This is a genomic window from Pontibacter sp. Tf4, assembly GCF_014212495.1.
Classification (GTDB): Bacteria; Bacteroidota; Bacteroidia; order Cytophagales; family Hymenobacteraceae; genus Pontibacter.
This window is the reverse complement of the sequence record NZ_JACKZC010000010.1, coordinates 1-21,303: the sequence shown is the minus strand read 5'-3', so window position 1 is coordinate 21,303 and position 21,303 is coordinate 1. Positions and strand designations below refer to the sequence as shown.

At 43.1% G+C, this 21,303-nt stretch carries 14 protein-coding genes and 1 pseudogene; 14 read left to right on the top strand and 1 reads right to left on the bottom strand.

The features are described 5' to 3' along the window. Nucleotides 1-6: 6 nt before the first annotated feature. From H7F15_RS16085 to H7F15_RS16065, 5 genes are all read left to right on the top strand, one after another. Nucleotides 7-1,158, top strand: a complete 1,152-nt coding sequence (locus H7F15_RS16085; protein ID WP_185198021.1) for a hypothetical protein — start codon at nucleotides 7-9, stop codon at nucleotides 1,156-1,158. Between the two features lie 244 nt (nucleotides 1,159-1,402). Beyond that, nucleotides 1,403-1,702, top strand: coding sequence for a helix-turn-helix domain-containing protein (locus tag H7F15_RS16080; protein ID WP_185198020.1), 300 nt, complete (start codon nucleotides 1,403-1,405; stop codon nucleotides 1,700-1,702). Between the two features lie 82 nt (nucleotides 1,703-1,784). Next, nucleotides 1,785-2,270: a hypothetical protein gene (locus tag H7F15_RS16075; protein ID WP_185198019.1), complete on the top strand. Its 486-nt coding sequence runs from the start codon at nucleotides 1,785-1,787 to the stop codon at nucleotides 2,268-2,270. A gap of 2 nt (nucleotides 2,271-2,272) precedes the next feature. Beyond that, entirely contained in the window at nucleotides 2,273-2,461 is a 189-nt protein-coding gene (locus H7F15_RS16070; protein ID WP_185198018.1) for a hypothetical protein, read from the top strand. Between the two features lie 1,242 nt (nucleotides 2,462-3,703). Then, nucleotides 3,704-4,213 carry an SOS response-associated peptidase gene (locus tag H7F15_RS16065; RefSeq protein WP_255481298.1) on the top strand — a complete coding sequence of 170 codons (510 nt, stop codon included), beginning with the start codon at nucleotides 3,704-3,706 and terminating at the stop codon, nucleotides 4,211-4,213. Nucleotides 4,214-4,634: 421 nt separating this feature from the next. Here the strand turns inward: H7F15_RS16065 and H7F15_RS16060 are convergent, their stop codons facing one another. Further along, nucleotides 4,635-5,441, bottom strand: coding sequence for a hypothetical protein (locus H7F15_RS16060; RefSeq protein ID WP_185198017.1), 807 nt, complete (start codon nucleotides 5,439-5,441; stop codon nucleotides 4,635-4,637). Nucleotides 5,442-5,546: 105 nt separating this feature from the next. On the opposite strand from H7F15_RS16060, the gene H7F15_RS16055 reads away from it, so the two are divergent. The 9 genes and pseudogenes from H7F15_RS16055 to H7F15_RS16020 form a co-directional block, all read left to right on the top strand. Then, a complete protein-coding gene (locus H7F15_RS16055) occupies nucleotides 5,547-5,801 on the top strand; it encodes a helix-turn-helix domain-containing protein (protein WP_185198016.1) in 255 nt (84 codons plus the stop codon). Between the two features lie 700 nt (nucleotides 5,802-6,501). Continuing rightward, a complete protein-coding gene (locus H7F15_RS16050) occupies nucleotides 6,502-9,924 on the top strand; it encodes an RHS repeat domain-containing protein (RefSeq protein ID WP_185198015.1) in 3,423 nt (1,140 codons plus the stop codon). 16 nt (nucleotides 9,925-9,940) lie between these two features. Further along, nucleotides 9,941-10,834: a hypothetical protein gene (locus tag H7F15_RS19680; RefSeq protein WP_221627103.1), complete on the top strand. Its 894-nt coding sequence runs from the start codon at nucleotides 9,941-9,943 to the stop codon at nucleotides 10,832-10,834. Beyond that, a complete protein-coding gene (locus H7F15_RS19340) occupies nucleotides 10,764-16,097 on the top strand; it encodes a DUF6443 domain-containing protein (RefSeq protein ID WP_221627102.1) in 5,334 nt (1,777 codons plus the stop codon). The genes H7F15_RS19680 and H7F15_RS19340 overlap by 71 nt, the downstream gene beginning before the upstream one ends. Next, nucleotides 16,060-16,494: a hypothetical protein gene (locus H7F15_RS16040; RefSeq protein WP_185198014.1), complete on the top strand. Its 435-nt coding sequence runs from the start codon at nucleotides 16,060-16,062 to the stop codon at nucleotides 16,492-16,494. The genes H7F15_RS19340 and H7F15_RS16040 overlap by 38 nt, the downstream gene beginning before the upstream one ends. A gap of 271 nt (nucleotides 16,495-16,765) precedes the next feature. Then, on the top strand, nucleotides 16,766-17,638 hold the full coding sequence (locus H7F15_RS16035) for an RHS repeat domain-containing protein (RefSeq protein ID WP_185198013.1): 873 nt from the start codon (nucleotides 16,766-16,768) through the stop codon (nucleotides 17,636-17,638). Nucleotides 17,639-18,087: 449 nt separating this feature from the next. Beyond that, a pseudogene (locus tag H7F15_RS16030) lies at nucleotides 18,088-18,969 on the top strand (RHS repeat-associated core domain-containing protein); the annotation flags it as partial. 11 nt (nucleotides 18,970-18,980) lie between these two features. Beyond that, a complete protein-coding gene (locus H7F15_RS16025; RefSeq protein ID WP_185198012.1) occupies nucleotides 18,981-19,457 on the top strand; it encodes a hypothetical protein in 477 nt (158 codons plus the stop codon). Nucleotides 19,458-20,420: 963 nt separating this feature from the next. After that, on the top strand, nucleotides 20,421-21,303 hold an 883-nt coding region (locus H7F15_RS16020), incomplete at its 3' end, for an IgGFc-binding protein (RefSeq protein ID WP_185198011.1).

Sequence of the window (21,303 nt, the reverse complement as noted above, 5' to 3'; positions counted from 1 at the left end):
GATGTGATGGAAAAGAATACAGCAGCACATCAAATGGATTGGGAGGCGTTAGCCACGTACTACGACCACTGGCAAGACGGGGGAGAAGCCATCCAACAGGAGCTCTTACGGGTGGCGCAGCTAAGCCTGGCCGGGGGCAGGGCCAATGCAGCACTCGCCTTAGAAGACATGAACTCTCGGTTGCAAAGGGCGAAAGGTAGCCCCGGTATCTACTTAAATACACTAGATGACGTGTTGCAGGCGCACATCGCCCTAATGGAAGCCAAAAGCAACCGCAACCCCTTTATGGACCTGGACGCACAGCTAGCGCCAGAAACGCTGGCGCACCGCTTTGCATTGGCCTATCTATCTGGTACTACCCCGGAGAAGGCACTACACTGGTTAAGACAAGTAGATCGCCTAGAGGAGCGGGTACAGTATCTAGTTGATGGGGTATGCCAATTGCTGGTTCGCCTTTCTCTAATAAAAGAAAGAAAAGTAGCCCTAGCTGCAGTACTTGAGGAAGAAAAGGCGCTTACTGCCACTTGGCCTATAGACAATGCATCATCAGTAGATCAGCCGAGCGACAGAAAGGAAGAACTTGCTGCATCCAACAGCACAAGCCAAGTGCCGGAGGCAGAAGAAGGCATTACTGGTAGTGCTGTTAAAGAGGATATAGCTACTACAGAAGACATAAAAGCAGGCTCCAAAAAGGTCTTAATGCACCGTACCCATGGCTTTCCTTGGGATAAAGGGCCAGCATCGACTGCTACGGCCAAAATTCATGCTTTTCTGGTGGAAGGAAAAATTATTGATGCGAAGGAAACCCCTGCTGTTGTAGTAGGCAGTTTATTTAGTAAGACAGGTCCTGCAGCTCCGATCAGACTGCTCAAGGGACCAGCAAGGCTCATTCACATGTTCCGCTGGCTATCTATAAACGATATACTACTCGTCGAAGATGAATTGGGATTAGAAGATTATTCTGAAGCGGAGCTGCGGCGCTTTGGACGTTGGTTGTACCCGCGCTTTATCGGTACCTTCCGAAGCAGCGATGGAAAAAGATTTACCAAGAAACAATTGAATAATGCTGTCAACCGCATGAAATACGAGCAGCTTGTACATGAGAAATGGTACAGCGATATGGTGGCGGTCATGGAGCGGAGTAGGAACATTATTTGATGGGTAGCAGTAGCAAAAAAAGAGGCCGCCAGGAGCGGTCTTTTTTGCGTGTAACAAATTGCAACACGCTTTTTTACTGAGGCTGAAAAGTCATTTCAGAAGCTCCTAGGTGAGGCTGATTCTTCAAAAGTGAGGCTGAATTATCAAAAGTGAGGCTGCTTTTTACACCTGGCTTGTGAAGGGGGCAGCAGCGTGCTAATTATGTGCTGTACTAATTTATTCACCATTCAAAATTTACAGTTACATGACCAATTTAAAAAAGGAGCTAGAAGAGATCAAGAGCATCCTGCTAGCGCAAGCACTCCACACCAAACCCTTTTTCAATGTATCTGAAGCGGCCCAGTACCTGGACATTTCAGAAGATGCCGTGTACCGGCTTATCCAGGGATTAAAGCTTAAGCATTCCCGCCCTAATGGCAAGCGCATCTACATCGAGCGCACCCACCTGGAAGCCTACATGCGCCTGAACACGGTACGTACCATTGATGAGATTCAGCAGGAAGCCGTTTTGAGAACCCAGAAGAAAGGAGGCAAGAAATGGTAAGCCAATCTACCCCTGCTACCTTACGCATTAAGCTGGCAGCGCATGTGGTTACGAATTGTTACACGCTAAATCCCTAATGAAGATGAAAAAGAAAGCACAAAGAACCGTGCCGGTAGCGTGTCGTATCTTCCCCGAGGAAAACGAGGCGATCATCAAGGCGGCCGCCCGCAGGGGCATGAGCCGGGCTCAATTTATTACCCACCTGCTTTCGCTTACCGAGTATGTGGCCGATCAGCAGCAAGCAGACCAGCACCTGAAAACCCTCACCCAGCAGCTGGAAGTGGTAGAGCAGCAATTGCAGCAAGCGCAGGCATCGCCCTGGAAGCAGGAGCCCTATGCTACGCTGCTAGCTAAAGTGCTGCACAACGAACAGGTCTTACAAGAGTTGTATGCCTCCTATGGTTCTAAGCCAGTTCCTGTCGCTCGGTTGCAAGAAAAGCACTACCACGCTAATGTCTTTTTAACTGGTGGCAGAGAAGGCGACAAACAGGTGCAGTATACCGGCACCTATGGCTGGGCCAATGTCGATGCTACCCGAACCCATATCATCATTTTTAAAAGAAGGTAAGTATGGACGAGTTTGATTTTGAATTTGGGCCAGCTGCCCTGCCGCTGCCTACTGAAACACAAGGTAACAAGGGGGCTGACCTGTTATGGCTGCTGGTCATCCTAGGGGTTGTCGTGGTGGGGGTAATGCTCTACCTGCTCCTGCAAGAGCGGCGGCCGCCACGCCAAAAACGACTACTCCCTGAACTGTAATTAACAGGATGCTACTGCCCGAGCATCCTGTTTTTATTTTATAGCCCCGTTGTATTTACTTGCGCTAAACCTGTTCAGCTTCTCGTATTACTTTCCACCTGCATCACTTCTATTCTTGAATTGTGAGCTTAATGGCTCAGACTTCTTAGCTTTGGCCACGAAAGAGGCTATTGTACGCTTTGTTATGTTATGGCTCAGCACCCGATGCTAAACCTGTTGTGCTTCAGCTTCTGCCCTGATTAGCCATTAGATTAAGTCTAAGGTATTGGCCACATACCTGACTGTCCCTATTTAGTGGTTAGAGTACACTATAGCTTGATAAAGGCCGATCCAGCACAGACTTTTTTATCTACCCAAGATCAATTAAGGTTCATACAAAAGTATGGTTTATACGAACGCATTCTCTTGAGCTTAATTGGGATTGTAGAGCAAGGGTGTTTAAAGCCTTTGTATGGCCTGATCTAGATTTAGGAATAGGGATAGCCAAACAAGCATTGTCCGAGCAGTAACAAGCTTTAATTTCCTTAACAGCGCTAGCTCAAGTTTAAACTTTGTGCGTTGTTTTAACAGCATATGGTCTTTCAGGCTGTAGCTATGGTGTCTTTTCAGGCACGTTCTTAAAGTGCTATTAGCCATCCAGTAAGTTGTAACAAGAGGTTACAGGTATAACAGGTATGCTAGTTCTACCTTAGCGCCTATACTTAGGGGTAAGCCCCTCAGCTGATGAGCCAATCTACACTACTTCAGTGTTGGACGTAACAAGCTTAATCCACCTTTAGATTGCACCTTTAAACACCTGTAATTATACACTTGTACTGTTCTCTTCTGAATAGGTATTTTTTAGTGCGTAACATAAAGTAACGCGTAGAAATAGGCTTTCCGAAACGGGCTAGAAAGACAAGTTTTTTCTCGACCATACTTCAAAAAAATTTAAGTAGTTTTAACAGGTGCGGAACATGTTCGGTGCAGGTAACTTATGGTAACCAAACTGCAACTAATGGCCTTTGAAAACAAGGGTAGCTTTGCTAACAAGGGTTGAACGTGCACTAAGTTTATAGGATACATAAACATGCAAAAAAATAGCGCGTTACCTTTTGTTACTGCACGAATTGCGTCCTGCAATCAAAAGCATAAAAGCATACTAAAAAGAACACTATGTGTGGCAGGTACTCAGTAGCCATTTCAGTAAAAGATAAAAATAATAAAGCTTCACGCGTAGCACGGCTGCTGTAAAAGTATCAGCTGGAAGCGCGATACAATGCCGCACCCTCGCACCTGTTACCGGTTGTTACGGGCGCTAAACCAGATGAGCTGCAGTTTTTTTCCTGGGGCCTGGTGCCGCATTGGTTTACCGATCTAAATTCACGCAGTAAGCCTATCAACGCACGTGCTGAAACGCTACTGGATAAGCCTAGCTTCCGGGAGCTAATCACAAGCAAACGGTGCCTGGTTCCGGCCAATGGCTTTTATGAATGGCGCAACACTACGGCCGGAAAAATACCGTACCGTTTCTTGCTGCAAAGCGAAGCACTGTTTTCGTTTGCCGGACTCTGGGATACCTGGGCAGATAAGCAAACGGGCAAGGTGCTCAACACCTTTACCATCATCAGCACACAAGCTTACGAGCTGGTAAAACCGACACACGATCGGATGCCGGTAGTTTTGTATCCTGAAATGGAGGATACCTGGCTAACTGCAAATAAAGGTTACAATAAGTTACGCGATTTACTGCAGCCCTTTCCGGCAGCTTAACTGAAAGCCTACCCCGTCTCGGCCTTAGTGAATTCTGTAGCGCATAATACGCCTGCTCTCTGGCGTCCGGCACCCGAACAGGGGAGTCTGTTTTAGCGGGTAACAACTTGTAGCCTCTCCTTATAGCTCGGCTTGAGTGGATAAAACCAATTAGACAATCCACGCTAAAGCCTAAAAGGAAATTAGCGTTATTGCTGATGTGTTTTTGTACTTGCTGCACAGGTGCATTAGCCCAATGCCTGAGGCTTTAAAAACTATCCGCTTTAACCTCTAACTAGGAAGCATAAATAGGAGTTAATGAAATTGCATTAGCAGTAGTACTGTACTTGATCTTGTTTAAGGTGAAGGGTAGTGGGTTAGTTAAAGGATTTTACAGGTAAAGTAGTTACCATAAGTCTTGGGAATAAATAAGTTATCTTGATCAAAAGGCTGGTGGCTGAGTTATGTAGGCTGCAGCAGCTAACATATCCGTTTTTATTAACCTAGTTCTGAGTTCTTCCATTTTTAATAGGGAGTCAACTTCTTCGCTAAAGAAATTTTGCTCATCCTGTGGAAAAACATAATAGGGGAGACTGATAGTGTTAAGTAGGCGCTTTTTAAAAGTATATTTTCTTTCCCAATCTGTTTTAGAATAAACAACAGGATAGTCTAAGGCAGCAATAGGGTAATTATCATTACCACACACTATAAATGAAAAACGAGTACTGTAAAACAAGTCTTTCTCAGATGTTGCCAGCATAGTCCTGCTGGCTTGCGTGGAATCTATAAAGGCGACCGGGCTTACGGCAGCAAAAACTCGTGGGAAAAGTGATACTAACCGTTCATAGCATTCTTGTCTGCCTGGTGCTTGGGAAATTAGCGCTCTACTTAATGATTGTTCTTTTTTAAATAATGATTGCACCGTTTCTGCCTGTTTATGTAGTTCAGATTCACACGTAGTGCACATGACATGATACCCGTTAAACCGGTACTGTAGCTCCTCTAATTCGTCACGACTGGATAAAGCAATTTCATTGCTGCAAAGCTTACACTTTATAATTACTGAACTAGCAGCAAGGGCTATTTGAATGACGTTTGCATGATCTAAGTGAAACATCTGAGCCAACGTATCGATGCTATAGGTAAAGCCAAAACGCCGGCTATGCCAGGGCCAAGTAGTCCAGTACATAGCAGCAACAGCATTTTTGAATGGCTCTCCATTGTATGTTATTTTACAATCAAGGTGCATATAGTAACGGTTAAAAGTTTACTAGGCAAAGGTAAGTAGATTTGTATTTTAATGACATATATGTCATTAAAAAGAATTCATTGATTTTACAGCTTGCCACTTGCAATGGCGAGACTGAAAAACCAACGGCTACTTGATGCAGTATCAACGCGTGTTAAACAGCTGCGAACAGAAAGAGAAATAACACTCGAAGTGTTTTTTCATGATACTGGTATACATTTGGCTCGCTTAGAAGCAGGGCGCTCAAATGTGACCCTTTCAACCCTTGAAGCGGTTTGCCGTTATTTTGGTGTTACCCTTTCTGAGTTTTTCTCAGTAGGATTTACTGATGTTGCACCTATAGATACAAAGCAACTTTAGTCTGCTTCTTCCTTTTATACTTTTATTTAACATAACACCTGCTATAAGCTCATTTTAAGTGTAGCAAGATAGCTTGCCTTTATTTTTTAAACTCTTATAGACTTTTTAACAAGTACATTTAATAGAAAGCAATAAGTCCAAAATAAATAGGAGGAATCGAACCTGTAACAAGAAGAGCGTTACAAGGTCATTATGTGTTTGAACGAAATTATTATGTTGAAAGAGGTATGAACTTTGATGCCCGAGTTGCACCTTTTTCTCTTACAATGAATATGGACGCTAAATGTTGGAGAAGTAGCTGAAGGCTTTTAGATTAAACTCTTAAGAATCCATTTACATCATTCGGTTTGTGTCAGTGTGGAGCTGGATTGCTAGATTCTAGTACTTTATTTGTGCTAATTACTACCTCTTTGTTAATCTTAACTTTAAAAGTTACTAATCTTTTCAAGCTGTAGAGAAATAGTTTGAAAAGATGGTATAAACGGAATAGAATAAGATTTTATATATAAATTTTAATATATATTATTTGTTATATAAAAGTTACCTTTAGGTATAAACATTCCTGTTTAGAAATAATTTAGTTTCCTTTCTTACAAGGATTTTGCATCAAATTAAAATGTTTTACTTGATATAATAAATTGATAGACTATTCCTCTTTCTCTAAATTAAAACTACTATAGTTATTAATTCTTACTATTACATGAACAGACTTCTACTCTTATTATTGCTAATAAGCCTTAACATTCCACTCTTAGCTCAGAATCAGGAAACACCTTTAATTCTTGACAGGACCCTGAACAACCTTCAAAGCCCGAATGCGACAAGTTTGGAAATGTTTGGTGAAATACCAGTTTCTTTTTTTACTGGACTACCTTCTATAGATATTCCGCTGTATACTATACAAGATGCTGGTATTACGCTTCCCATCTCATTAAGTTATCACGCCTCCGGAGTCAGTCCTGATCAACATCCGGGATGGGTAGGCATGGGGTGGAACCTGAATGCAGGGGGAGCGATCTCAAGGCAGGTAAACGATCTTCCGGATGAGTACAATAATACTGATCCACAATATAGTTTAGGCTCCTACGCAGGATTTTATTTTCAAAATGAAATTTTAGATGGCGAATATTGGGATTATAAAGGTAATGTGGAGTTTGTAGCAAGGAGTCTTTTTTATAAGGACACGGAGCCTGATGCATTTTCCTTTAATTTTCTAGGCTATAGTGGTAAGTTTTATTGGGGGGCAGACGGAACATGGAAAGTAAAATGTAACAAGCCTGTAAAAGTTGATATAATTGCTTCTTCTGCTTTTTTAGATGTGCCCTTTGAACATCTGTCTAGGCCAACTGCATCCGGAGAGCAAGTGCTTTTTTACCCAAAGACATTTTCTGGGTTTACACTGACTACAGAAGATGGGACAATATTTGTATTTGGCGGGAATACGGATGCCATAGAGTATAGTATGGACTTTTTTAATCAAAACAATGACCTGTGGACTGCTGACACCTGGTATTTAACTAAAATTATAAAAAATGGGCATGAAATAAGTTTAGATTATGACAGGGGTAGTTTTATTGCCCAAATGTATACTTCACTTTATCAGTTGGTATCTGTCGGAAATGGAACATGCCCGCCAGTGACAAATTTAAATCTTAATGAAGCTTACCAAGGTAAGCTAATTACACCGGTCTATTTGGCTTCTATTGTAACTCCTAATAGTACCGTGTATTTTGAACTGGATAATACTAATGAGCTTCGCTACGGAGAAGACATTAGTGATTTTACCATCCCAAACCCTTATTTCCAGAAGTGGAATAAAAATAAATATCCTTATGGAGGGAACCATTTTCCATATCTCCAGAGACAATACCCGCATAATTCAGCGCCATATACTTTTCCTGAATGCCTGCAGAATCTACAATGGAAACAATTACAAGCCATACGGATTGAAAATAAGGAAAGACTAATAAAAAGTCTTGAGTTCACTTACTCTAACAGCAATCAGCAAAGGCTAACGCTACTTGAAGTTCAGGAAAGAGATGCTGCGGGAAATTCAAAGCCACCCTATAAGTTTAATTATAGGGATATAAACCTATTACCTCCTTATCTAGCACACAAAACAGATCATTGGGGCTTTTTTAATGGCAGACAACTACCTCCAGAAGATAATGTTAATCCTGTTACTTACTTTGGTTATAGGGAACCTACCAGCGATAAGGTTACAGCCCTTGCTGGCATGCTAAAGCAAATAACTTACCCAACTGGAGGGACCTCTGTTTTTGAGTTTGAACAACACGATTATTCAAAGCATCTTAAGGAAGATAGAACTGATGTTGATAGCCCTGGTTTTAACAAAGATGCAGGAGGAGTAAGAATTTGGAAGATTAGTAGCTATAGTACAGATGATCCTACCCTTAAGCTGGAGAAGGAGTATTTTTATGTGTCTGGTTATAACAGCACAATATCAGATGTAGCTGCCCTTCCGTCATCTGGTGTGTTAGGTGGACAATCCAGGTACCTGTATGATGACTATGAGGCCAAGGCTTTTAATTCCCCTGCAACGTATAAGGAGAGTGTATTTTCCTCCCAATCTATACTTCCAGCTTCCAGTAATAGTCAAGGTAGTCACATAGGGTATAGCGAGGTAGTGGAGAAGAGAAGTGATGGTAGCTATACCATATACTACTACAGTAATTTTGATAATGGTCGATTAGATGAAGTCACACCAGTTACTTCGATATTACAGCCAACAAAAACGTTATATGATCCTTATTCATCAAATGAAGAACAGCGGGGTAAACTTGTTAAAGAAGAACAGTTTAATTTTAAGGGTGATCCTGTCAAGCTTAAAGAGATTGAATACATCGCATTTAATAAACTGAATGAATATGCAAGATCTTTGAAAGCCAGAAACTTTATTATTTGCAATGAATATCTCTCAGCTGTAGAAGAAGGGACACCCTATAAATTCTATACTTATTCTTATCTGCCGATTAAAGAGACAGAAACTATTTACGATGTTAATGGTCTTAATCCGATCGTTACCACTAAAAAGTTTACATACAATAATCAAAAGCTATTGGCAGAGCAGTCTGTGATAGATAGTAAAGGACAGACACACATCGCCCAATTTAAGTATCCATTTGACTACAACAATTCATCCATTCTTAAAACGCTCTATAAAAGTAGTTACGATAAATGCATGCTATTTACAACACCTGATGGGGATACTGAAAATAAAAGTCACACCTGTGAACTGGAAGCATCAAATGTAATCAATCAGGCTGTAGCCAATAATCCCATTCCCTTATTAATTAAGAAAATGCAGGATGCCTTTATGCCGGCCTCCGTTATTGAAGAACTGAGTTGGATTGAAAAGGGGAGTATTAAAAGGCTTACGGGGGCTACTTTTAACCAATACAAAGACTACGGAGCTACTGCAGGTGGAATACAATTACAAAGTGTTTTAAGGGCTCCATTAGAAGCACCCCTGCCTAGTACGGACTTTACCGTTTCACATATAAACAGCGATTACCAATTCATGCAGGATGCCCGTTATGAGGTGGAGCTTAATCTGGGGCCTTATGATGACAAAGGCAACTTATTACATGCTGTTAAACAAAGTGATCTGACAGACTCTTTCCTTTGGGGCTATAATAAGACGTTGCCGATTGCAAGAGTACAGAATGCACTGCCTTCCCAGGTTTTTCATACCAGCTTTGAAGATTCGGGTACAGCTGACGAAGGTGCCAAAACGGGGTCTAGGTACCACATCGGGAACTTCACTTTTACCCCCCCAGCGGATTTTACACCACTTTCAGGCAGTAAATTATCCTACTATAGTTGGTCTAGTGCTACAGGTAAATGGACATGGGAAGAGGAAGAGTATACTGGCGGCAATGTTACATGCTATGGTGAGCGAATTGATGAAGTGCGAATTACTCCTCCTGGCGCACTTATGACAACCTATACTTATGACCTTTTAGTAGGGATGACTTCGTCAACTGATGCTAATGGCCGGACCACCTATTATGAATATGATGGGTTTGGCAGATTGCAGGCTGCAAAGGATGATCAAGGGCAAGTTCTCAAAACTTACCAGTACCACTACAAGGGCCAATAGCTAAAGAAAACTCAGAATGAAAAATATTTACACCCTCTACAAGCACCACACTTCGCTGTTATGGCAAACTGTTCTATTTGTCATTATATTCTTCTGTTGGGTGCCTTCAGCTATCGCCCAGTTCGGTTCTCCCGGTGGGGCCGTGTATACTATATCTGGACCATCAAGCGTGTGTGTTGGTACGACACAGACGTATACAGCATATGGAGAAAGAGGATGTAGTACGCCCACTTGGAATATTGAAGGGGGCACCTATGTCCAAAACGGGAATCAGGCTATCGTAACCTGGACGCAAGCTGGGAATAATAGTGTAATGGCCTTCGGAGGATGCCCAGATGGTAATGGAAACATGTACTTAACCAGCGGTTCTATGAATGTGAATGTCGTTCAGGCACCGGCTACTTCAGTTACGGCATCAGCCACTACTGTTTGTGCGGGTACGGCGGTGACGCTGACAGCTTCCGGCGCCAACACTTATTCCTGGTCCCATAGCTTAGGCACAGGTTCTTCAAAAACAGTAACACCTACTGTGACAACCACCTATACCATAACAGGTACTAACAGCGGATGTAGTCCAAAAACAGTTGAGATTACAATTAATGTGAACCCTGTGCCTTCAGTGCCGACCGTAACTGGGGGCGGCACCATTTGTTACGGGCAGGGCACTTCGCTCTCCGCCAGTGGGAGTGGGGCCAGCACATTTCGGTGGTATGATAGTTCTGGAACGCAGCTACATGAAGGCAGTACTTACCAAATACCAAATACTTTAGCAGGAGGTTCGCATAATTATACAGTGAGTAAGTGCCTATGGCTGCCTATCTGGGCAGAAGAGTGTTTCTGTGTATGTCAATCAACCGTCTTTCCCGCCGGTTCCGTTTCCGACTGTTTCAACAAATACTTGCGGTCCTAAAACAGTAACCCTGCCGGCTGCCCCGGATGGGGTGACCCACTATTGGCAGGGGCTTAATGCTAATGGAACTGCCACAGGTATTGAGAATAGAGCTATAACGCACACGGTCCAGGTGTCAGGTACTTATTATTTCCGGGCGCAAGATAATGCTACCGGTTGCTGGGGATCTTCCATGGCTATCCCGGTAACGGTAAACCCAATACCGGAAGCACCAGCTACGCCGTTTTTGTCTGCTAATTTCTGTGGTACCAAAACATTGAGTAGGGGAGCGCTGCCTGATGGTGGAAACATAACCTGGTACTGGCAGGGAACCAATGCGAACGGCGAGAGTACCGCTAATAGCAATAGCTCCTATGCAGTAACACTTTCAGGCACCCGAACCTATTACCTGCGGGGCAGAAATGATCAAACGGGCTGCTGGGGCCCTGCTGTAGGCGTACAGGTAACGATGAACTCAATTCCTTCTCAGCCTGTCATTTCATCCAACGGGCGCTTTGGTTCGGGGCCGGTAGCTTTGGAAGTACAGCATGCGCTTTCTACTCAAACCTACAGATGGTATGATGCCGCTTCGGGCGGAACTTTAGTCCATACCGGTACATCCTTTACCCCGAACTTATCTGCCACTAAAACATATTATGTGGCGGCAGTAAGTCCGGAAGGCTGCGAGAGTAGTCGCAAAGCTGTAACCGCTGGCGTATTCACGGTGCCGGTAGTAACGGTTTTGGAAGGATCAACCATCTTAGGCCCGGGGGACCAGGTGTCGCTTTCGGTGCAGTCAGTATACAATAGTTACCAATGGCAGCGGGACGGGCTGTCATTAACTGGAAAAACGGCCTCTTCTTTAATAGATGTAAAAGAATGGGGGTATTATAGGGTAGTCGTAACAGCCATGCTTGATGGCATGACATTCACATACACAGCAGCGCCTGTTGGGGTAAGTTCCGGGCCAATGGCTTCGGATATGAACTACGTCATTGAAAACACCATAACAGAAAAAGATATTACCAGCACAGCTGCGGCCAACCTGTTGTCAGAGGAGTCTATGCGCCAGAAAGTGGTGTACTTTGATGGATTAGGAAGAGTACTACAAACTGTTTTAACCCGGGCTAGCCGTTCAAAGCAGGACATTGTTACACCTGTAACATATGACCCACTAGGCCGTAAAGACAAAACTTACCTGCCTTATGTGCAGGGTGATCTGGGGATGTATCGCCCGGATGGAGTAAGTGAGCAGGCAACATTCTATGATCCTTCATCTCCTGGAGATGGTACGATAGCCAAAGACAACAGCCCATTTGCTGTGTCCGAGTATGAAGCATCGCCATTGAGCAGAATTTTGGAACAAGGAGCCCCTGGAGCAGCATGGCAGCCCGTGGCAGGACCAGCCACAGGCAATACCATCAAGTCGGCATGGCGTACGAACCTTGTGGATGAAGTAAGGATCTGGGACTATGATTTTGCAACCGATGGCATCACATCTACAGGCTTCTATTTACCGAATACTTTATATGTGACAGAAAGCCGGGACGAGCAGGAGTCTCTGACAATACAGTATACAGACCTATTGGGCCGTGTGGTCGCCCGGAAAGTGCAGGAAGATGCTACAATAACTGCCACGCATGCAGATGCAGGTTTTATGCTGACCCAATATGTATACGATGACCTGGGCAACCTGGTACTGGTGATACAACCCGAAGGTCATCGCCGTTTACCAGCTACCGGTACGGTTACCTTAACACCTGCCTTTAAAGAAAACTGGTGTTTCCGGTACAAGTATGATAACAGGAAAAGAATCATTGAAAAGGAGGTGCCCGGGGCCGGGAAAGTGGAGATGGTCTATAACAAGCGCGACCAGGTGATCCTGACGCGGGATGCCAATCAGGCTTCTGCTAATCCTGAAAACACGCAGCGCTGGTCGTACATTAAGTATGATCAGTTAGGCCGGCAGGTGATGACGGGCGTGGTAGCGGACAGCAGGGACAGGGCTACCATGCAGGCAACTGCTGATAATTATACGACGCCCGATCTGACAGCTCCTGCTCCACTGTTTGAAAAGCGGAATGAGTCGGGTATCGGTTATACGTTAGGAAAAGCATTTCCTCCTGTAACTGAACCATCGCTGCTCACAGAAACCTACTATGATAGCTATGGTTCCTTAACTGACTCTGACTTTAACTTTAGTCCAGAGCTGGGATACACATTAGGGAGCAAAAATGAAAGGCTCCTAGGGCAAGTGACCGGCACCCGTACCCGCAGGCTAGACAACAGTGAGTGGCTCAAAGCTGTCACCTTTTACGATGAGAAGTATCAGCCCATTCAGGTGCTGGCCAAGAACCACTTAGGTGAAGTAGACCAAGCCACAACTAGGTTCAACTTCACCGGCAGTCCAGAAGAAGTCTTAACAGCTCATCACAAAGATGCAGCAACCACCCATTTTGTGCGCCAGAAGTTTACCTACGACCACATGGGCAGGCAAAAGATAGAAGAGCATAAAATCTGGACCAGTGTGAATGGAAGTGGTACAGAGCCGGCAAATTTTGTTTTGCTCTCCAATTCATTCTATAACGAGTTGGGGCAGTTGGTGGACAAGGGGCTGCATTCTACTGATTACACTACAAAATATGAAACTCCTGCTTTTTTGCAATCAGTGGATTACCGCTATAACATACGTGGCTGGCTAACAAGTGTTAACAGTTGGGACTCTGAAACAGACGACAAAAATAATGATAGCGGACAAGGGCCGTATGGCGATTTGTTTGGCCTTGAGTTAAGATACAATCAAGATCAGGTGTTAAACTTAACACAAGCCCAGTTAAATGGCAACATCTCAGAGATGCGCTGGAAGGGCATTGGGGACGGAATAGAGCGAGGCTATGCCTATGCTTATGATAAAGCTAATCGCCTAACTCATGGTCTATACCGTTCCAGGGAAACAGCGACAGCAGGTTGGACCGATGAAAAGGAAAAATACTCTATCGAAATTAAAACTATCATCAATGCAAATGGACAGCCGGAACATGGTTATGATGCCAATGGAAATATCCGCAAAATGAAGCGTTTTGGATTAGAAGAAGGCTCGGCAAACGATAGACGCACTTTTAATGGAATGAGCTTTGATTTGGTCGACGACCTTACCTATACTTACAAAGGCAATCGCCTGGCTGTTGTCAACGATAAGGTAGTGCCGCTGGATCTCAGTAAAAACCCGGCCGGGGATTTCCGTGATAATGGTTCCATCATGAACTATATAGAAGGTGATACTGCTACGATGGAGTATATTTATGACCTTAATGGCAACATGATCAGAGATAAGAACAAAGGAATACATAAGGTAATCTATAACGACATGAACCTGCCGGCGAAGATTTATGTCCGGGAGAATAATACGAATAAGGGTTATATTACTTATTCCTATGCAGGTGACGGTCGTAAGTTAAGAAAACAAGTATTCGAATATGCCCCGGGCGGCACCTCAACGACGCTTAAGGCTACCATGGATTACGTAGGATCGTTTGTTTATCAACAAGATACTGTGTTTGCCCATACTTCAGAAGGTAGGGTATTGCTTGATGGTAGCCAGTGGAACTATGAGTATCACATTAAAGACCATCTGGGTAATACACGGGTAGCTTTCGCTGAGCCGACAACAACGGTATATATGGCTACAATGGAAGAAAACAGGAGGGAAGACGAGGACTTCTACTTTAACGATTACAGCTTTAGAGTGCCAGATAAGAATATGCAGGAGGACAAGCCTGATGTACGGGTGAGTGTTATTGCTCAGCTAGACCACACCAATAAAACTGCACATCCAACAGATGCGCAACCCAAAGTGGTAAGGTTAAACACAGCAGCAGGCACAATAGCACGGCCAAGCATTACGTTAAAAGTCATGCCAGGTGATAAGGTAAAGGCACGGGTGCATGTAAAGTATGTGGACCTCCGCCATCCTAGTACTACTGTAAATGCAAATGCGATTGTGGCAGCACTGACAAATGCTCCAGGCTATTCGTTCGCTACAGATGCTGCAGGGGCAACGGTTATTACGAATACTGTTACCAATACTATTGTGGCAAGCCTTGTGGAGCCTGATCCACAGACACTGCCTAAAGCCAGTTTAAACTACATGGTATGGGATGACTATGGAATTGAATTAGGTAGTGATACAAAACTTGTTGGTGCTCAGGCTGCGGTTACCGGCCAGGCTTCACTTCTTGAGGAGCACCAGGTGCTGGAATTGACGGTGCCTGAGATGAAAAAGGCAGGTTATGTCATGATCGAGTTAAGCCATGATGCTTTTGAAAACGTGGACATCTATTTTGATGACCTGGAAGTGGAGCACCAGCGGGGAATCCTGGTGCAGGAGAACCATTATGATCCATGGGGCCTAAATCTCGCGGGCATTGAACGGCAGAATACGCCAGATCATTTGTTCCAGTACAACGGTAAGGAGAAGCAACAAGAGCTGGGCTTGAACTGGAGTGACTACGGGGCCAGGATGTACGATGCGCAGATCGGTAGGTGGCACGTGGTGGATCAGATGGCGGATAAATATAGTAGCTATTCCTCCTATAATTATGCCCTCAATAACCCTATTGTTTTCCTTGATCCAGATGGGAATGATGTTAAGAGCTTTCTGACTCTCCAAGATCAAAAAAAATACAATGCAGCAGTATCACAACTAAAAAGCAGTTCTTCAATATTTAATCGTATTTATTCACAATTAGAAAGTAGTAGTGAAACTTACAACATTTCATATACCTCAAATGCCTTTGTTCCAGAAAATGGGAGCTACGAATCTTCAAGAACCACTATGCACAGTTTATTTGGGTGGACTGGGCTAGTAGAGAAGTATGAAAGTTACATAAAGTTAAGACCAGGAAAAGTAGATAATGCTGGCACAATAGCTGAAGAAGTCTATCATGCTGGGCAGGCAAGCTTTTATGGTCGAGATGACAACGGTGCTATCAAGAACAATGAACTTGCTACTGAGGTCGAAGCAAAAATTATAAGAATTTTTGAAGGTGGGGAGCAAACTGTTTCAAATGGGGAGAAATTCGCTGAAGCATCTAAAGGCTATTTTGAAGCTCTAAGATCTGGTGATACAAAAGCAATCAAGGCAAATGAAAAAGCCTTTAGGGCAGCTGTTAAAGAGTTTGCAAAAACTGTATATACGGTATATAAAGATCAGCCAGGTATTAATAAATCTGACTTAAACAATTACAATGGAGAAACGAGATACTTTGATCACCTCACTAAGTAAAGTAAAAATGAAGAATCATTTAAGTAAAGCTATACTTGTATTCATAGTTGCTAGTATTATTTGGGCTTGTAATAATGAAAGCGGTAGGAGTAGAGCATCTATTGTAGATCCTGATTTTAATTATATAGTTGCTAAAAGGCTAAAAGAGATAATAGACAGCAGCAAAATCAAGGTTTATAATGATTCCCTGCTACAAGGACATATTGATTCAGTAAAGCGTCTGCTTGATATGGAAAGTTCTAATGCCATACTAGTTACTAGATCAGACTCAATTAGTTACGAGATAATTGTGATACCTCCTAATTATAATAAACAAAAAGAAGACTTCTATCTGGTAACGCAGGACAGCATCTATCTTTTAGTTCCTCATACCATTAAGGATAAATACTTTAATTAATTATAAGAGGTACTAGCTGGGGTTATAGGCCGTATCTTTCTTTGTAGAATACTAGTTTTAAAGCCATTATCCTTCAAATGTGTTTGGTAGGATTAGCAGAGTTCTTGCGCTGCTTACAGCTGCTAATAGGCTGCGCTAGGTAAAGATCGTATACATGTAGTCCAGAAAATAGTTATAAGAAAACCCTGTAATAAATTACGCAAGAAATTATCCGTTGCCTGCTTGACATTACCTTCTATCTTTACATAAGAAAAGAAATACTTTTATAGCCTTGGAATGTGCTCTAGAGCACTACGATCCATGGGGCCTGAACCTGGCAGGCATCGAACGGCAAGGCAGCCCTGATCATAAGTTCCAGTACAACGGAATCGAGAAACAAGTAGACTTGGGTTTAAATGTACTCATGGCTAAATACCGAACGCTGGATCCGCAATTAGGCCGATGGTGGCAGGTAGATCCAATGGTAGAGGAGTTTTATGACCTAACTCCTTATAATTCAAACTTAAACAATCCTATAAGGTATGATGACCCTGATGGTGATTGTCCTGACTGTATATTTCAATTAGTACAACTTTATACTAAATATTCTGCTATTGCTCAGAAGGCTCACGCTCCTGCTCAAAGGCTTTTGTCTAATAAATCAGGCTCTACACCCTCTAATATAAATATGGGTGAGAGTACAAGAAGAATAATTAAGGTAGTTGGTGTGTCACAAGATGCTGTCAAGGTTGCTGAAACTGGGAAAGAGCTGGGTCGAGAAGCGGTTATAGATGCTGCTAATGTGGCCGATGCAGGAGGTGAAGCTCTGGCAGATGGTGGCTTACTTGCTGCTCCCTTTACAAAAGGAGCTTCCCTTAGTTTAATCCCTGTTGGAGAAGGAATTTCAGCTACTGCTAAGATGACTAAAGCTACAATGTATACAGCGAATGGCGATTATAACAAAGCACTTGAAGAGGCAAGTAATGTTGCTGTAGGAGCTGTAACTAATAAATTAACAGGTGCAGCAATTAATCAATCTAAGAGAGTTGGAAATATAACTAACTCTAAGCAGGAGGTTACTCAAGAAACAGCATTAGGAACCATCTCTACTATGTTTAATAAAATTTATAGTAAAACAGTTGAATATTTCAATGAAGAAAAATAATGATAATCCATTTTCAAGAGCGGGTAGTATCCAATTAATAATATTATTAATTGGTTTGATAGTTATGCTTTTGGTTGTTCTTTTTAGTTAATAAGAAGAGATATTCCATATCCTCCTCTAATACGGGCTTATAGTCCGTGTGAATATTTTGCTTGCAAAACACAGCAGAAGCCCTTGTCTTTAGGATCTGGCTTTTACTTTTCCGCCGTTCATCAAAAGAACAGCAGCCACTACCACTAGACATGCTATTGCGCGGTTTAGTGGTAGTGGCTGCTCACTTAGTTACGGCAGACCACAAAGTTAGGCTACCCTTCGGCTCACTCGTGCTATGAAATCCTCCTTTTTGCCATTTCCCGTTACGCATTATATATAGTAAATCCACTATCTTTAGTAACACAAATTGCACCGACCGGGTACAGTCTTGCCTTCTGTAGCACTACGATCCGTGGGGCCTGAATCTCGCCGGCATTGAAAGGCAAAATACACCGGATCACCTGTTCCAGTACAACGGCATTGAGAAAAATGATGCTCTTGATTTGAATGTTTTAGAAGCCAAATTCCGTATCCTTGATCCCCAACTGGGCCGTTGGTGGCAAATTGACCCTAAACCCAACGTAAGAATAAGCGGTTATGCAAGCATGGATAATAATCCGTTACGATTTTCAGACCCACTTGGAGATACTATTCGACATAGTTTTAGAACTGGCTTTTTAGGAATTTTTGGAAAGAGGGCCGACCTTACTTACGACGAAAAAAACCAGCGTTGGAATAACAGAGATGGAAGCGCCTATACTGGAAAGACAACCAAGTTTTCTAACATGGTCCTTAATGATTTAAAAACTAATCAAGGAAATAAACTTGGCAATACAATAGTTACCAATTTAGCTACAGACACAAAAGATCACTATGTTAAAAGAGGCAGTCCCAATAATAATACCTTGCATGATCCTAATATTTATTACAGTGGTTCTGTAAGTGATATTCAGAAAGTACTGGAGGGTAGCCAAGCAAATTATTCGCCAAGTTATGTTGTTTTAGGACATGAAATGGCTCATAAGTTCATGCAAAATCTAGGAGGTAAAAATTATCCATGGTTTGGAGTTCCGCCGGATCAAAGAGGTGTTGATGAATATAACGCTATGTATTATGAAAACATTCTACGTCAAGCAAATGGTTTGCCACGACGAGCAGCTTATTATGAAGCAAATGGCGTAACTCAAGGAAATATACTCGATGCAAAAGGTAATTTAGAACCTTTGCCTGCTAATCTTGCGTCTCAAGGTATTAACATGCCTATAATTCATATTTTGCAAACACTTCTTGGACTTTAAAATCAGAGGTAATGAAGGTACTGGCTATAATAATTTTAATAATTTTTGCTTCGTGTAGTGTGTCAAAAAAAATTATAAATACGAACGATCTTACTATTACTCTTTCAAAGACAGAATGTGGTAGCTATGAAGTTACGAATAACGGAGATTTAATAGGATATGTAGTTAAACCATTTTATCTTGAAACAGATAAAAAAGATGTATGCATTACACAATTTGAGAATTCAATAAAAGCCAATTACTATGACTATTATGATAAGTTTTATAGAACATACTGGTTTGTAAAAAACAATGTTTCTGATACACTAATTTTAGTACAAATGTTCTCTCCAAGACAAGTAGGCCTAGTTCCAGATTGGCAGTGTGAAGAACAAGAGGTAGATGTATATAATAAGCTAAACAAGAATAAAGATAGTAGCAAATATCCTCCTACATTTACTTACAATTGTACAAAGAGTAGGTTTAAGATTATCGGAGATCCTGATTAATATTTAGTAAATATAATTGAAGGCAAATTCTTTTTATTCTCAGGTTCTGTGACACTCCCTCTGCTGGCGCGGGCTTGAAGCCAGTGTCCACACTCCTATTCCATAGTAAAAGTCCTTTCCATCGTGGATTGGGCTTTTACTTTTCCCCCGTTCATACTAGAGCCACCGCGACTACCATAGCTAAAGCTGTTGACAAGATAAGCGGCGTCCGTGCGTGTCCTCGCCTGGACTGCGCTCCGGCAAAAGGAAGGCTAAATAAATGTCCTTTAGCCGGACTTGTTTTTGCCTATGCTTGCCAACCTGCTGTACTCCTCACGGTTGTTGCTATTATGTTTTTTGAGTTTATAATACGTCTCAGGCAAGAGGGCGAAAAAACAAAGCCCACCTCTCGGGTGTTCTCCCTCTGGCTGGGTCTGGCTTCCCTTCATCGCAACTTCAAGCTTTAAAACTTTAATAACAAACACCGAGATCAGCCGGACTAATTACTTAAAGTTATATCTACGTATTAACCTCAAATATATAGATGCACTGTGATGAAAGTCTGTTTTACCTAAAGCATATAAAGATTGCTAACATCCAATATATTTACTTAATTGTATGGTGAAAAAACGGCAATTTTTAACCTTGAAAACAAACTTATTGCTCCCCGCCTGTTTCCTGAATGCAGCTATAAACAGGAAAGGGTGCCTATTATATCTTTTACTGTTTCTGCTACCTTACCTCGCCGGTGCGCAGCAACTGCCAGGTCCGGGGGGTACTGACTTTTGGTTGTTTGTCAGGGAGCATTCAAGTACGGAACCCCCCACACTTTATGTTACATCAGCGTTTGCCACTACCGGTAAGATAGAAATTCCATCTATAGGCCATGTTACCCCTTTCTTTGTTGCGGCAGGGGAAACAAAGGCCATACCATTAGTTTATTACCGAGGTTCGGGCTCATTACAGTCGATCCAGCAATCGGATATGCATGTCACCTCTGAAAAGCCCATTGAGGTGATGGTCAGTACTATTGCTGGGAACAACAGGCATCAGATCACACAACATTACCCTGCCTCTATGCTTGGGTACGATTACTTTACTTTGAACCAGGAGCTTCGCTACCAGTATCCCGGTGTATCTCGCAGCGTCTTTACTGTACTGGCCATAGAAGATAACACCATAGTAGAGATAACCCCAACTTTCAGTATTTCCCTAAGCCAGCCGGCCCACCAGCCTTTCACCCTGCGCCTGATGGCCGGGCAAAGCTATTCCTTAGGATCGGGTTCGGGTGAGGCAGACCCGACGGGCAGCAGGATCAGGTCCATCAGCGACGGTACTCATGGGCGGAAAAAGATTGCCGTCACTGCTACAAGCCTTAACATGTCGCCAAATCTGACCTTTATCCGCGAGATAGATGGTTTCCACCAGCAACTTTTCCCGGTGCGTTTGTGGGGCCAGGAATACGTCTCAACGCCGCTCTTAAACAGGGCCGTCCGCCATACCTACAAAGTGGTGGCCGCCTACTGCAACACCAAGGTCAGCATCAACAACGCAGCCCCGGTCACCATCGGGCAGGGAGAGTTTATCCAGTTCGACAGCGAAGCTGCCTGTCATATTGTAGCTGACAAGCCCATTGCCGTGGCGCAGTACTTTCACCGCGACTGGGATGAGACGAAAGGGGAGCCGGAAACCGTGATGCTGGCCCCGGTAGAGCAGGGGGTAACAGAAGCGACGATCACTTCCAAATCCCTGGTCAACATCCACGAGCACTTCATCAACGTGGTCATCCCTACGGCGCAGGCCGCATCGTTCCGGTTGGATGGCGCACCTATAGCCTTTTCGCCCATGCCTTCTAACCCGGCTTTGT

Excerpts from the sequence above, each read along its gene's own strand:
- H7F15_RS16080 (WP_185198020.1), top strand. The coding sequence starts at position 1,403 with ATGACCAATTTAAAAAAGGAGCTAGAAGAGATCAAGAGCATCCTGCTA.
- H7F15_RS16070 (WP_185198018.1), top strand. The coding sequence starts at position 2,273 with ATGGACGAGTTTGATTTTGAATTTGGGCCAGCTGCCCTGCCGCTGCCT.
- H7F15_RS16060 (WP_185198017.1), bottom strand. The coding sequence starts at position 5,441 with ATGCACCTTGATTGTAAAATAACATACAATGGAGAGCCATTCAAAAAT.
- H7F15_RS16025 (WP_185198012.1), top strand. The coding sequence starts at position 18,981 with ATGAAGGTACTGGCTATAATAATTTTAATAATTTTTGCTTCGTGTAGT.
- H7F15_RS16055 (WP_185198016.1), top strand. The coding sequence starts at position 5,547 with ATGGCGAGACTGAAAAACCAACGGCTACTTGATGCAGTATCAACGCGT.
- H7F15_RS16040 (WP_185198014.1), top strand. The coding sequence starts at position 16,060 with ATGGAGAAACGAGATACTTTGATCACCTCACTAAGTAAAGTAAAAATG.
- H7F15_RS19680 (WP_221627103.1), top strand. The coding sequence starts at position 9,941 with ATGAAAAATATTTACACCCTCTACAAGCACCACACTTCGCTGTTATGG.
- H7F15_RS16085 (WP_185198021.1), top strand. The coding sequence starts at position 7 with ATGGAAAAGAATACAGCAGCACATCAAATGGATTGGGAGGCGTTAGCC.
- H7F15_RS16050 (WP_185198015.1), top strand. The coding sequence starts at position 6,502 with ATGAACAGACTTCTACTCTTATTATTGCTAATAAGCCTTAACATTCCA.
- H7F15_RS16075 (WP_185198019.1), top strand. The coding sequence starts at position 1,785 with ATGAAAAAGAAAGCACAAAGAACCGTGCCGGTAGCGTGTCGTATCTTC.